This is a genomic window from Streptomyces sp. Ag109_G2-15, from assembly GCF_900215565.1.
Lineage (GTDB): Bacteria > Actinomycetota > Actinomycetes > Streptomycetales > Streptomycetaceae > Streptomyces > Streptomyces diastatochromogenes.
Genome location: NZ_OCNI01000001.1, coordinates 297,714 through 311,269, shown reverse-complemented (window position 1 = coordinate 311,269; position 13,556 = coordinate 297,714). Strand labels below are relative to the sequence as shown.

Sequence of the window (13,556 nt, the reverse complement as noted above, 5' to 3'; positions counted from 1 at the left end):
CACCCACCATCCCCCCATGCCGCCAACACCCCCCACCTCACCCCACGTTGCCCCCCACCTCAGGAAAGAGGCACCCGCATGCGTACGCGCTCCCTCCTCGCCCTCGCCGGAACCGTCACCGCGCTCACCCTGGCCGCGGCCGTCCCCGCCTCCGCGGACGGCAGTGCCGTCCTCACCACGGGCAGCGCCGGCGGCACCGCCGCCGCGGTCGGCGACACCCTGACCGCGCCGCTGGCCAGTGGCACCACCGCGACGCTCTACTCCAGCGCGACCGGCACCAGCGGGGTCACCTGCACGTCGTCGCAGTTCACCGCCGCGGTCACGGGCAACCCGACCGCACCCGGTACGGCCACCGAATCGGTCACCGGGCACACCTTCGCCAGCAGCAGCTGCACCAGCAACGTCACCGGTGTGCTCGGCGTCGGCGGCATCACGGTCGACAACCTGCCCTACACCGCCACGGTCGCCTCCGACGGCACCCTCACCGTCACGCCGGCCAGCGGCTCCACCATCCAGACCACGGTCAAGCTGCGCACCCTGCTGGGCACCATCACCTGCGTCTATCAGGCACCCAGCCTGACCGGTAAGGCCGACAACAGCGACAGCAGCATCACCTTCACCAACCAGCAGTTCACCAAGAGCTCCGGTTCGTCGCTGTGCTTCGCGAACGGCTACTTCACTGCCAAGTACGCCCCCGTCACCGACGCGGGCGCCCGGGTCTACGTCAACTGACCCTCGTAGCAGGAGGGTTCAGCGTCGCCGTAGACGCAGAACCAGGGCGGCGCCCCCGGTGAGCACCAGCACCGCGGCGGCGCCGCCCGCCAGCAACGGCGCCGAGGGGCCCGCGTCCGAGCGGGTCGCCTCGGCCACCGGCGCGCTGTCGCTGCTCGTGCCGGTGGAAGTCCCCTTCTCCTCGGTGGGAGTCGGCGTTCCGGACGCGGGCTGCGCAGTCTTCGTCGGTACGGGCCGCGGGCTCGCCGGCGCCTTCGAAGCGGCGGAAGTCTCCGTGGCCTTGACCGGCCCTGACCCCGCCACCGCGCTCGCCCCCGCGAACACCACGTCGGAACACGAGTAGTACGTGTCCGGCGTGCTGCTGTTCTGCCAGATCGTGTAGAGCACCTGACGGCCCGTCCGGTCCTTCGGCAGCGTCGCCCGGATGTGGTACGCCCCGTTCGTCAGCGGCGGGTCCGTGACCTCGACGAAGGGGCGCGTCGGCAGGTCGGCCCACTTCAGCGGCTTCGCCGGGTCGTAGCCGGGCCTGGTGAGGTACAGCCTGAACGTGCCCGTGTGCGCGATCGTCGAGGCGTACGTCATCGTCAGTCTGCCGCCCGGGGTCAGCCGGGTCGCCGGCCAGTCCCGCCGGGCCAGATCGAGGCCCCGGTAGGCGGGCAGGTTCCCGCTGCACAGCCTGCCGTCCGGAATCACCTGCCGGTCCCGGCCGTTCACCCCCGCCACGCGCAGGTTGTCCCATGCGGTGAACGGGGCGCCGTTCGCGCTGATCGCCGCCCGGCAGGCCGCCGACCGGTTCGCGCTGCCGCCCGAAGGGGAGCAGGCGTACACCCGGCTGACCGGGTCCGTGGGGGCACCGTGCGCCTGGGCAGACCCCGCCACCCACGGCAGGAGCAGGAGCGGGGCCGTCGCAGCGGCCGCCGTGACGCTCAGGCGGGCGGTCATCCGAGTCATCCGGGACGTCTCCTCGGCAGGCGCGGGAACGGGGTCTGCTGCGTCCAGTACGGGCCACATCTCGACTCCGTTCACCCTCGCCAGCGTCCCCGGCACCGTTCGGCGTACGACTCAGACCGGTCAGACGGTTTTGCCGACCCCCTTCCGGAGTGCACCGGAGTGCGGGCCGAGCGCCCCCTGTGACGGATGTCAAAGGCGAGGTCAGCGACGCCCCTTGGCTTCCGGAAACATGCAGGGGCAGTGGAAGGAGGGCGTTCTGGGGCCGTCCGTTTGCGGAGTGTTACGCCTGGGCCTGATGTCGTACGGGTGAGTGACAGCTGGCGGATAGGGAAGTCCGACCGTCTGACTCCCTTTGGCGCCTGGTGAGTTATCGTATGCGTGGGGTCAAAACAAACCGCGTGTCCCGTTCGTTAGAGCTGCGAGGAGGGGTCAGTCGATGGCGAGGCAATTACGCGCTGAGCAGACCCGGGCGACGATCATCACTGCCGCCGCCGATCTGTTCGACCGACAGGGCTACGAATCCACCAGTTTGAGCGACATCGTGGGTCACGCGCAGGTCACCAAGGGGGCGTTGTACTTCCACTTCGCCGCGAAGGAGGACCTGGCCCACGCCATCCTGGAGATCCAGGCCAGGTCCGCGCAGCAGGTGGTGGCCGAGGTCGAGGGTCGCGGCTACTCCTCGCTGGAGGCCCTGATGCGCGCCACGTTCGCCGTCGCCCGACTGGCCGTGGAGGATCCGGTGCCGCGCGCCGGACTCCGCCTCGCCACCGCGGACGTCCCGGTACGGCCACCGCTCAGGCATCCCTTCACCGAGTGGCTGGAGTTCGCCACCCGCAAGTTCAGCGGCGCCGTCAAGGAGGCGGATGTGCACGCCGAGATCGATGTCGGGGTCGTCGCCCACTCCCTCGTGTGCTTCTTCGTCGGCACCCGGGTCGCCGGCCGCTCTCTCGAACCGGTCGGACGGCTGCCCCGCAGGGTGGCCGAGATGTGGCACCTGATGGTCCGGGGTCTGGTGCCGGTGCACCGCCGCCCCCGCTATCTGACCCTCGCCACGCAGCTGGAACGGGAGGTCAGAACCGGCTGACCCGCACGGTACGGTGACGCCCATGCCCGACACCCCCACGGCACCGGTCATCCTCGGCGACGAACCCGGCTCGTTCCCGCACAGTGTGCTGGCCGAGCGGCACCCCGCGATCATCCGGCAGGTGCGGGACGCCTTCCCGTACGGCCCCGGGCAGCACCACGCGCTCGACGAGCTGCTGAAGAGCTGCACCGAAGGGGTGATCGAGCAGTTGCCCGAGGATGCCGGCGACCTGGACCGGTGGCGCGCCTGGGGGCTGGACGACCAGGTCGGCCGGTCCTGGTTCGAGGTGCCGTGGCTGTGGTCCGAGAGCCACTTCTACCGCCGGCTGCTCGACGCGGTGGGCTACTTCGGCCCGGGTGCCTGGCAGGGCATCGACCCGTTCCGCCCCTTCAAGCGTGCCGAACTCGACGCCCCGGAGACCGACGAGGAACTCGCCGCGCTCGACGCGCTCCAGGACCGTCCGGAGCCGGAGCGGGCCCGCGCCCTGCTGCACGGCTCGCTGTGGGGCAACCGCGCCGACCTCGGCTTCCGGCTGTCCGCGGTGGGCGCCGAGGCCGCGGAACCGGTCCCCGCTCTGGTCGCCGACGACAGCGAGACCCTGTGGTCGCTGCTGCCGCCCTCCGGCACGGGCACGCTCGTGCTGGTCGCGGACAACGCGGGTCGCGAACTCGTCCCCGACCTGCTCCTGATCGCCCATCTCCTCGCCGAGGGCCGGATCGGCCGGGCGGTCCTGCACGTCAAGCCGTACCCCTACTACGTCTCCGACGCCACGACCGCCGACGTGGTCGACGCCCTGCAGCGCCTCGCCGCGGCACCGGGCGCGGCCGCCGGGTACGGGCGCACGCTCTGGTCGGCCATGGCCGACGGCCGCCTCACGGTGCGGGCCCACCCCTTCTCCTGCGCCCCGCTGCCGTACGCCGACCAGCCGGACGATCTGTGTGCCGAGTTCGCCTCGGCCACGCTGACCCTCTTCAAGGGCGACCTCAACTACCGCCGTCTGGTGGGCGACCGGCTGTGGCCGCCCACCACGCCCTTCCAGGAGGTGACCGCCTACTTCCCCGGCCCGGTCGCCGCCCTGCGCACCCTGAAGTCCGACGTGATCACCGGCCTGACCCCGGCCACCGAGGCCGCGCTGGTCGCGGCCGAGGAGCAGCGCTGGCGCACCGGCGGCACGCACGCGCTGATCCAGGTGAACGCCCTCAAGTGACCTGTACGGGAAGCGACTTGAGGCCGTTGATGAAGTTGGACACCAGACGTCCGGCCGGTCCTGCGGGTCGCAGGCCGGGCAGTGCGCGCAGCACCTCCTCGTAGAGCAGCCGCAGCTGCAACCGGGCGAAGTGAGCGCCCAGACACACATGCGGGCCGTCCCCGAAGGACACGTGCGGGTTGGGTGTGCGGGCGAGGTCCAGCCGGTCGGGCCCGGTGAAGACCCGCTCGTCGCGGTTGGCCGAGGCGTGGAACACCACGACTTTGTCGCCCGCCCGGATCCGGCGGCCGGCCAGCTCGGTGTCCTGCGCGGCCGTCCTGCGGAAGCTCAGGACCGGAGGATGCCAGCGCAGCAACTCGTCAACCGCAGACGGTATGCCGACTTTCCCGGCGTGCAGCAGCTCGTACGCCTCCGGATGCTCGGCCAGGGCCAGCAGTCCGCCGGGGGCCGCGCTGCGCACGGTGTCGTTGCCCGCGACCGTGAGCAGGAAGAAGAACATCTCCAGTTCGGCTTCGGCGAGTTCGGCGATGGGGGTACCGCCCGGTTCGAGCGAAGCCGAGAACTGGGGGAGCGCGAGCGTCGTCATGATGTCGTCGGCGGGATACCGTCGTTTGTATGCGGCCAACTGTCCGGCGTAGGCGAACATGTCCCGCAACATCGCCGGCGAACGCGGGTTGACCGGCTTGCCCGCCTCGTCCAGCACCGGGGGACCCGCCTCGTCCGGATCCTGGTAGCCGATGACCCGCTGCGTCCAGTGCAGCAGCTGCCGCCGGTCGCTCTCCGGAACCCCCAGCAGATCCGCCAGGTTGAGCAGGGCGTACTCGTCGGTGACGGCGGCGACCAGGTCGACCGTGCCGTCGCCCGACCGGGCCTGGTCCAGGGCCCGGTCGAGCAGGGTCCGTGCCCGCTCGCGCGCCACCGCCGTGAACCGGTCGACGCGCCCCGGAGTGAAGGCCCGGCTCACCAGCCGCCGCAGCCGGCCGTGCTGCGGCGGATCCTGATTGAGCATCATGCGCCGGATGAACGGAAGGTCGTCCGGGTCGGGGTCACGGATCTGGGTCGCGCCGATGTACGAGGAGTACGTCGCCGAGTCCTTGAGCACGCGGACTACGTCGGAGTGCCGGGTCACCGCCCAGAACCCGGGGCCGGCCGGCCAGCCCAGCACCTCCGGCTCGTCCTGCCAGGCCACCGGATGGTGGTCGCGCAGGACGCGGTAGTCGGCGTACGGCACCCCGGCGGCGTACCGGCGCGGGTCGAAGACGTCGGGCACCGGGGGGGCCTCCCGTACGCTCACGCCGGCTCGCCCGCGTCCGCCAGCAGAAAGTCCTCCACCGTGCGGATCAGCTCCAGCGGAGTCTCGTCCATGGCGTAGTGCCCGGCGCAGGGCAGCCCCACGAGTTCGGCACGCGGATACCAGGACATCCACGTCTCCCGCATCAGCGCGGGCGACAGCGCCGGATCGAGTTCGCCGGCCACCGCCAGTGCGGGCACTTCGCTGCCCTCGACGTCGGCGCGGAAGTCGTCGCCCGCCCAGGAGTCGAGCCAGGCCCGGAACGCCTTCGCGTCGCTGCGCTCCAGGGAGAGGTCCACCATCCGGTCGAGCCAGGCCGCGGGACGGCGGCTCCCGGTGGTGAAGTCGATGATCGCGCGCCGGTTCTCCGGCCTGTGCGCCGCGTCCGCGAACAGCACGCCCTGCTCGCCGGGGAGCGGCAGCCCCGAGGCGGGCACGGGGGAGACCCCGACGATCCGCCGCAGCCGGTGCGGTGCGACCGACAGCAGCCGCTGCGCCACCGCACCGCCCATCGAGTGTCCGATCACCGAGAACCGCTGCCAGCCCAGCCGGTCGGCCAGCTCCACCAGGTCCACGGCCGCCTCGGTCGTCGTATAGGAGCCCACGGCGTCCCTGGCCGCTCCGTAGCCGCGCAGATCGACCAGCGCGTAGGTGAAGGCGGTCCGGTCGAGATCCGGCAGGACGGCCGCGTAGGCGGACCGGTCGGCGAACCAGCCGTGCACGGCGAACACCTTGTGGGCGCCGTCGCCGTGCACCTCATGGGGCAACACGAAGGAGGTCATGCGCCTACCGTGACCCGCGCGCGGGGGCTCGGCAAGGGTACGGACGGGCCACGCCGACGCCACAGGAACCCGTGAAAGGTCCCCGTTTCGACGGCGGTTCACGCGATGGTGTGATCATCGGCCGCGCAGCGGATGGCCCTTCCGGCCCCCGGGTAGGGCCCCGCCATGACGCAGCCGTTCGAACTCCCGCACTTCTACATGCCGTATCCCGCGCGGCTCAACCCGCATGTCGACGAGGCGCGTGCCCACTCGACGGCGTGGGCGCGCGAGATGGGCATGCTGGAGGGCTCCGGGGTCTGGGAGCAGGCCGATCTGGAGGCGCACGACTACGGGCTCCTGTGCGCCTACACCCACCCCGACTGCGACGCACCGGCCCTGTCGCTGATCACCGACTGGTACGTCTGGGTGTTCTTCTTCGACGACCACTTCCTCGACATGTACAAGCGCACCCAGGACCGCGCCGCCGGAAAGGCCCACCTGGACCGCCTGCCCCTGTTCATGCCGCTGGACCCGGCCACCCCCGTGCCGGAGCCGGAGAACCCGGTCGAGGCGGGACTCGCCGACCTGTGGAGGCGCACGGTGCCGTCGATGTCCGCCGACTGGCGCCGGCGCTTCTCCGTCGCCACCGAGCACCTGCTGAACGAGTCCATGTGGGAGCTGTCCAACATGAACGAGGGGCGGATCGCCAACCCGGTCGAGTACATCGAGATGCGCCGCAAGGTGGGCGGCGCCCCCTGGTCGTCGGGGCTCGTGGAGTACGCGACCGCGGAGGTGCCCGTCGCCGTCGCCGGCACCCGGCCGCTCAGGGTGCTCATGGAGACGTTCTCCGACGCGGTCCACCTGCGCAACGACCTCTTCTCCTACCAGCGGGAGGTCGAGGACGAGGGCGAGAACAGCAACGGCGTGCTCGTGCTGGAGACGTTCTTCGGCTGCACCACCCAGGAGGCCGCCGAGACCGTCAACGACATCCTCACCTCGCGCCTGCACCAGTTCGAGCACACCGCGCTCACCGAAGTGCCCGCCGTCGCCCTGGAGAAGGGGCTCAGGCCCGACGAGGTCGCCGCGGTCGCCGCCTACACCAAGGGACTTCAGGACTGGCAGTCCGGCGGCCACGAGTGGCACCTGCGCTCCAGCCGCTACATGAACAAGGGCGCCACCTCCCTCGCGCCCTGGCAGAAACTGACCGGTCCCGGCACCTCCGCCGCCGATGTCGGCGCGCTGCTCGCCACGGCCGCCGCGATGGGGGCACCTCCCACGCCTTTCGGGCAGTGGGGGAGGCTGCGGGCCTACGCGCACGTGCCCTTCCAGAAGGTCGGCCCGTCGCTGCTGCCCGACTTCCACATGCCCTACGAGGTCGAGCTGAGCCCGCACCTGGACGCGTGCCGCCCCCGCCTGACCGCGTGGATGCACCGCATGGGCATGCTGGAGGAGGGCGTCTGGGACGAGGACAAGCTCGCCGCCTACGACCTCGCGCTGTGCTCGGCCGGAATCGACCCGGACGCCACCCCTGAGGCCCTGGACCTCAGCGCCCACTGGCTGGCCTGGGGCACCTACGCCGACGACTACTACCCACTGGTCTTCGGTGCCCGCCGCGACCTGGCAGCCGCCCGGCTGGCCACCGCCCGCCTGTCCGCGTGCATGCCCTGCGACGGCGAGGAGACGACCGTCGTCCCGGTCACCGGCATGGAACGCGGCCTGACCGACCTCTGGGCCCGCACCACCGCCGGCATGACCCCCGACCAGCGGCGCGCCCTGCGCGACTCCGTCGACAAGATGACCGAGAGCTGGGTGTGGGAGCTGTCCAACCAGCTGCAGAACCGAATCCCCGACCCGGTCGACTACCTGGAGATGCGCCGCGACACCTTCGGCTCCGACCTCACCCTCGGCCTGTGCCGCAGGGGCCAGGGCCCCGCGATCCCGCCGGAGATCTACCGCACCGGCCCCGTCGAGGCGCTGGAGAAGGCCGCCATGGACTACGCGTGCCTGACCAACGACGTCTTCTCGTACCAGAAGGAGATCGAGTACGAGGGGGAGCTGCACAACGCGATCCTCGTCGTGCAGAACTTCTTCGGCTGCGACTATCCGGCCGCGCTCGGCATCGTCCACGACCTGATGACCCAGCGCATGCAGCAGTTCGAGCACATCATCAGCCACGAACTGCCCGTCCTGTACGACGACTTCGCTCTGTCGACCGAGGCGCGCGAGGCCATGGCGAACTACGTGGCCGACCTGCAGAACTGGCTGGCGGGCATCCTGCACTGGCACCGGGAGGTCGACCGCTACAAGGCCCCGTTCCTCGCCCGCCGCGCCCACGGCTTCCTGCCCGACCGTGCCCCGGCACCCGTGACGCTGGTCAGCTGACGTCCCCGATCCGCTCCACCACCTCCGCGGCAAGCTCGTCCAGCCCCTTGACGGCCGCTCCCCGCAGCTCGCCGCGTATCGCGTCACCGCCCGCCCGCGGCCAGCACGGTGAGATGCCGGTGCTGCCTGAGCAGCCGCAGGGCGTGATCGGTCATGTCACCGAACGTAACAGCCGCCACTGACAGCGAGGCAACGGCGGTGCGGTGGCGGTCGGTTCAGGCCGACTGGCGCACCCTCGTGGCGTGTTCGACCGCCGCCCGCGCCAGCGCCCGTACGACGGGGTGCGGACGTGAGCCGTCGCCGGACAGCTCCGGCTGGAACAGGGTGGCCAGGAAGAAGGGATGGCCCGGCAGTTCGGCCACCCGGACGTGCCCGTCCTCGTCGCGCCCGGAGAACCGCAGGCCGTGGGCGCGCAGGGTGTCGAGGTGGCGGGAGGGGCCGTACGCGCAGAAGTACCGCTCGACCGTGCGCGCCGAGCCGATCACCGACTCGGCCAGCGACCCGGGCTCGATGGCCACCGCGGCCTCGTGGCCCACCAGTGAGCAGGCCAGCGGCTCGATGAGCGGGTCCTCGGCGCCGGGGTCGTTCTCGGCGTGCGCGACCCGGGTCAGCCCGCACACGTTCCGGGCGAACTCCAGCAGCGCGTGCTGGAAGCCGCCGCACGTGCCCAGGAACGGGATGCCCTCCTCGCGCGCGGTGCGGATGGCCGCGAGGACGCCCGCCTCACTGCGGTACGGGCTGCCCGGCAGCACCCACACCGCGTCGAAACCGCGCACCGCGTCCTCGGCCGCCGCGTCCTCCGACGGGATCCAGTAGGCGTCCAGGACCAGCCGGTCGCGTTCGGCGAGGGCGTCCAGCAGGAGCGGGATGCGGGTGTGCGAGACGACGTTGGGGGAGCGGTCCCCGACGAGCGCGAGGGTGGCGGTGTGAGCTGCGGTGTTCGTCATGCCGTTCATCCTGGGCGGCACACGTGGTTCACGTCCAACGATGATTCCTGCACAGTCGATAAGCACTGCTGATGGAGTGGGATCCTGTTCCGCATGGACCCGCACCTGCTGCGCACGTACGTCACCGTGGCGCGCCTCGCCTCCTTCTCCGAGGCCGCGCGCGAGCTGGGCTACACCCAGTCCGCGGTGTCCCAGCACATCGCCGCCCTCGAACAGGACCTCGGCGCGCCCCTGCTCACCCGGCGGCCCGTCGCACCCACCGCGGCAGGCGAACGCCTCCTGGAGCACGCGGGCCCGCTGCTGCTGCGCCTGGACGCGGCCCGCGCCGACGTGGTCCGCATGGCCGCCGCGCCCGCCCACGGCCTGACCCTCGCCACCACACCGACCGCCCTCGGCCCCGGCGTCCTGGGCGCGCTCCCGGCCGCGGGCGTGACCCTGCGTGTCCTCACCCGGGACGAGATCCCGGCCGCCGTCGCCACCGGCACCGCCGACCTCGGCCTGGTCGACGGCCTCGCCGCCCCCAGCGATCCGCTCAGGCTGCCCGACGTGGCCCCGCTGACCACGCACGGCGTCGCCGAGGAACCCGTCAGCGTCCTGGTGCCCACCGGCCACCCCCTCGCCGGCCGTTCCGGCCTGCGCCTCGGCGACCTCGCCGAGGCCCGCTGGCTGGACGCGCCCGGCGCGGCCCTCCCGCTCGCCCACCTGCGCGGCGCCAACGGCGGCGGCGCCTTCCGCCCCGCCCTCCGCTACGAGGGCACCGACCTGCGCACCCTCACCGCCCTCACCGCCGCCGGCCACGGCCTCACCCTGCTGCCCCGCTCGACGGCGACGGGCATCCCGGGCACCGTCGCCGTCCCGCTCACCGCACCGCGGGTCGTCCACCGCACGGAACTCCTGCACGGCGGGGCTCCGAGGGGCGCGGCGGCGGAGGTGGTCCGGCAGCTGGTTGACCGTGCGTGAGCGGGGGTCCGGCAGCTGGCTGACCGTGTGTGAACGGCGGTCCGGTGCTTCGCCTCGACGACTATGACTACCCTCCGCCACGCTCCGGCCAGTCTCACTCGTTCGTGTCTCGTCGTGGAGCGGAGCCCCGGGTAGAGCACCAGCCGGAGGCGAGCGAACCATGGATCAGACTGCGTTGCGTCCCAAGCCGATGCCCGGTCAGGAGCGGCCGGGAAGCGGCACTCCCGGCTCCGCCCGGCGCCCGCACGCCGCGCGCCGCCGCGGCCGGCGGCTCAGGACCCTGCTGTTCGGGCTGTTCACCGGCACCGTCCTGGTGCTCTCCGGGGTCGGCATCGGCACGGTCGGCGCCACGGTGATCGGCATGAGCAGACTGGCCGAGCTGCAACGCCAGGCCCCGCCGCACCGTCCCCCGGCCCAGCCCGCCCCTTCCCCGAGCCCTTCGGAGACCCGGACCGGCGCGACCCTGGGGGTCGAGGCCGTCGACGCCGACAAGGTCGGCGCCCTGGTGGTGGGCGTCCACGTGCCCGGCCCCGGCTACACGGCGGGCCTGGTCCGCGGCGACATCCTGCTGCAGTTCGGCAGCGCCCGCGTCGACACGGCCGCCGACCTCGCCCGGGCCGTCGCCCACGCCCGCCCCGGAACGGAGGTGACCCTCACCGTGCGCCACCCCGGCGGCGGCTACCAACAGCTGACGGTCGTTCCGGGGGTGGTGACCTGACGGGGTGGTCGACTGACGGGGTGCTGACCAGACGGTGTGCTGACTTGACGGGATGCTGACCTGACCGCGGCCGAAGTGACGGTCCTGAGGGTCCGGACACGTCGGGAAACTCGCTGGTCGCACCCCGCCCCACGCGCCATGATGGCCCCATGCCGAGCCCCGTCCCAGCGGACCGCCGCAGCAGGACTCCGCGATCGGCTCGCGCCGCCCTGTCCGGCCGGGCAGGATGCTGCCCGAGACCGCTTAGCCCCGTCACCACGACCGCGCTCGGAGGCCCGGATGACCGGTAGCACGCCCGCGCCCTTCACCGCCGACGACTACAGGGCCCGTATGGAGCGTGCCGCGCGCGCTGCCGTCGACGCCGGCCTCGCGGGTCTGCTCGTGGCGCCGGGGCCGGACATGGTGTGGCTGACCGGCTACACGCCCACCGCGGTCACCGAACGGCTCACCGTGCTGGTCCTCACCCCGGGGCACGACCCCGTGCTCGTCGTGCCCACCCTGGAGGCCCCGGACGCCGAGCACGCGGTCGGCGCGTCCGCCTTCACCCTGCGCGACTGGACCGACGGCAAGGACCCCTACGCCGTCACCGCCGCCCTCCTCGACCACAGCGGCCGCTTCGGCATCAGCGACAACACCTGGGCGATGCACCTGCTGGGCCTCCAGCGCACCCTGCCCGGCACCTCCTACGCCTCGCTCACCGACGCCCTGCCCATGCTGCGCGCCGTCAAGGACGCGGCCGAACTGGAACTCCTGGCAGCCGCGGGCGCGGCTGCAGACGCAACGTTCGAGGAGATCCGGAAGGTTCCCTTCGCCGGGCGTCGCGAGTCCGACGTCGGCCACGACCTCGCCGACCTGCTGCGCCGCTTCGGGCACTCCCAGGTCGACTTCACCATCGTCGGCTCGGGCCCCAACGGTGCCAACCCGCACCACGAGGTCGGCGACCGCGTCATCCAGCACGGCGACATGGTCGTCCTCGACTTCGGCGGCCTCAAGGACGGCTACGGCTCCGACACCACCCGCACGGTCCACGTCGGCGAGCCGACCGAGGAGGAACGCACGGTCCACGACATCGTGCGCGCCGCCCAGGAGGCGGGCTTCCGGGCCGTACGGCCGGGCGTCGCCTGCCAGGAGGTCGACCGTGCCGCCCGCGCGGTGATCACCGACGCCGGCTACGGCGAGTACTTCATCCACCGCACCGGGCACGGCATCGGCGTCACCACGCACGAGCCGCCGTACATGATCGAGGGCGAGGAGCAGCCGCTGGTACCGGGCATGTGCTTCTCCGTGGAGCCCGGCATCTACCTTCCCGGTCGCTTCGGAGTGCGCATCGAGGACATCGTCACGGTGACCGAGGACGGCGGTCGCCGCCTCAACAACACCACCCGTGAGATGGTCATAGTGGACTGAGAGAACGGCTGACAGACCAGGAGACACCCGCTCGACGACATCCCGGAACGGCTACGGCGCGACCCATGACCCAGGCACCGACACCCACCGCGGACACCGTCCGCAGACTGGTCCGTACCCTGCTCAAGGAGAGCAAGGCGGCCGCGAACGGCACCGAGGGCCCCGACGTCCGGCCCGTCACCGAGGGCCGCGAGCACACCTGGTGGGTCGGCACCCGCCATGTGCTGCGCCTCGCCCCCGACCGGGAGGCCTCCGTCCGCCGCCGCCGCGAACTGCGCCTGCGCGACCTGGTCCGCCCGCACGTGCCCGTCGCCGTCCCGACCAGCGTCGCCCACGGCGACTGGGCACCCGGCCTCGCCTACACCCTCGACACCAAACTGCCCGGCGGCACCGCAGACGAGCACGACGTCTCCGCCGTCGGCGAGGCCGACCTGGCCGGACTGCTCAGCGGACTGCGCGCGGTGCCCGCACGGCAGGTGGAGGCGCTCGGCGTGCCGCGCACCGCCCCGCGCTCCCTGGATGCGCTGCGCCGCATGGCCGTGCACGCGGCCGAACGGCTCGCCGCCGCCGACGAGTTCGACGCCGCCCGCCTGCACCAGCTCACCCCGCCCGGCGCCGCCCAGCTCGCCGCTCAGACCGGCACCGCCGTGCTCACCCACCACGGCCTCACCGGCGAGCACGTGGTGGTCAGCGCCGACGGACGGGTCCGCGGCATCCTGGACTGGACAGAGGCCGCCCTCGGCGACCCCGCCGAGGACATCGCCGGCCTCGCCGTCGCCGTAGGCTCCCCGGCCGCCGTCCGCGCCGCCACCCTCGCCGGCTACGGCGCCCGCCCCTGCCTGCGCGGTCTGTGGCTCGCCCGCTGCGACACCGTCGTCCGCCTCACCGACCACATCGAAGGCCGCGCCACCGGCTCCCTGCCGCTGCTGCGGATCCAGCTGCGGCGCGCCTGGGAGCCGATCCTGCTGGAGCGGGTGACCGAGTTCAAGGACGACGAGACGGAGCCCTAGGGCCTGTCAGACAATTCCCGCCTGCCCCGCGACGCCTGGCACGCACGATCGCACCAGACGCCGCGGGGCCCGCCCTCCGGGCGGACGACGGGAATTGTCAGACAGG

The 13,556-nt window shown here is 72.4% G+C and carries 12 protein-coding genes; 8 read left to right on the top strand and 4 right to left on the bottom strand.

Annotated features, from left to right (window positions below):
• The first annotated feature begins 78 nt into the window (after positions 1 to 78).
• Positions 79 to 732, top strand: coding sequence for a Tat pathway signal sequence domain protein (locus CRP49_RS01300; protein ID WP_097251761.1), 654 nt, complete (start codon positions 79 to 81; stop codon positions 730 to 732).
• A gap of 18 nt (positions 733 to 750) precedes the next feature.
• On the opposite strand, the gene CRP49_RS01295 is transcribed toward CRP49_RS01300, so the two are convergent.
• Entirely contained in the window at positions 751 to 1,683 is a 933-nt protein-coding gene (locus tag CRP49_RS01295) for a lytic polysaccharide monooxygenase (RefSeq protein WP_097251760.1), read from the bottom strand.
• A gap of 436 nt (positions 1,684 to 2,119) precedes the next feature.
• Here CRP49_RS01295 and CRP49_RS01290 point away from each other — a divergent pair, with 436 nt between their 5' ends.
• On the top strand, positions 2,120 to 2,767 hold the full coding sequence (locus CRP49_RS01290) for a ScbR family autoregulator-binding transcription factor (RefSeq protein WP_094220029.1): 648 nt from the start codon (positions 2,120 to 2,122) through the stop codon (positions 2,765 to 2,767).
• A 22-nt stretch (positions 2,768 to 2,789) separates the two neighbouring features.
• Positions 2,790 to 3,974, top strand: a complete 1,185-nt coding sequence (locus tag CRP49_RS01285; RefSeq protein WP_097251759.1) for a damage-control phosphatase ARMT1 family protein — start codon at positions 2,790 to 2,792, stop codon at positions 3,972 to 3,974.
• Here CRP49_RS01285 and CRP49_RS01280 read toward each other — a convergent pair.
• Both CRP49_RS01280 and CRP49_RS01275 read right to left on the bottom strand, forming a co-directional pair.
• The gene (locus CRP49_RS01280) at positions 3,967 to 5,268 is read right to left on the bottom strand and encodes a cytochrome P450 (protein ID WP_097251758.1); all 1,302 of its coding nucleotides are present in this window, start codon (positions 5,266 to 5,268) and stop codon (positions 3,967 to 3,969) included. The two genes, CRP49_RS01285 and CRP49_RS01280, sit on opposite strands and share 8 nt — an antisense overlap.
• Positions 5,265 to 6,047, bottom strand: a complete 783-nt coding sequence (locus tag CRP49_RS01275; protein WP_097251757.1) for an alpha/beta fold hydrolase — start codon at positions 6,045 to 6,047, stop codon at positions 5,265 to 5,267. The genes CRP49_RS01280 and CRP49_RS01275 overlap by 4 nt, the downstream gene beginning before the upstream one ends.
• Positions 6,048 to 6,212: 165 nt before the next feature.
• On the opposite strand from CRP49_RS01275, the gene cyc2 reads away from it, so the two are divergent.
• On the top strand, positions 6,213 to 8,408 hold the full coding sequence (gene cyc2 / locus CRP49_RS01270) for a germacradienol/geosmin synthase Cyc2 (protein ID WP_097251756.1): 2,196 nt from the start codon (positions 6,213 to 6,215) through the stop codon (positions 8,406 to 8,408).
• 215 nt (positions 8,409 to 8,623) lie between these two features.
• On the opposite strand, the gene CRP49_RS01265 is transcribed toward cyc2, so the two are convergent.
• Positions 8,624 to 9,355: a hypothetical protein gene (locus tag CRP49_RS01265; RefSeq protein ID WP_097251755.1), complete on the bottom strand. Its 732-nt coding sequence runs from the start codon at positions 9,353 to 9,355 to the stop codon at positions 8,624 to 8,626.
• A gap of 93 nt (positions 9,356 to 9,448) precedes the next feature.
• Between CRP49_RS01265 and CRP49_RS01260 the strand changes: the two genes are divergently transcribed.
• The 4 genes from CRP49_RS01260 to CRP49_RS01245 all read left to right on the top strand — a co-directional run bounded on the left by CRP49_RS01260 (position 9,449) and on the right by CRP49_RS01245 (position 13,450).
• The gene (locus CRP49_RS01260) at positions 9,449 to 10,315 is read left to right on the top strand and encodes a LysR family transcriptional regulator (RefSeq protein WP_097251754.1); all 867 of its coding nucleotides are present in this window, start codon (positions 9,449 to 9,451) and stop codon (positions 10,313 to 10,315) included.
• A gap of 160 nt (positions 10,316 to 10,475) precedes the next feature.
• Positions 10,476 to 11,033 (top strand): PDZ domain-containing protein, encoded by a 558-nt coding sequence (locus CRP49_RS01255; protein ID WP_097251753.1) that lies wholly within the window; start codon positions 10,476 to 10,478, stop codon positions 11,031 to 11,033.
• A gap of 279 nt (positions 11,034 to 11,312) precedes the next feature.
• A complete protein-coding gene (locus CRP49_RS01250; RefSeq protein WP_097251752.1) occupies positions 11,313 to 12,440 on the top strand; it encodes an aminopeptidase P family protein in 1,128 nt (375 codons plus the stop codon).
• Between the two features lie 65 nt (positions 12,441 to 12,505).
• Positions 12,506 to 13,450: an aminoglycoside phosphotransferase family protein gene (locus tag CRP49_RS01245; RefSeq protein ID WP_097251751.1), complete on the top strand. Its 945-nt coding sequence runs from the start codon at positions 12,506 to 12,508 to the stop codon at positions 13,448 to 13,450.
• Positions 13,451 to 13,556 lie beyond the last annotated feature (106 nt).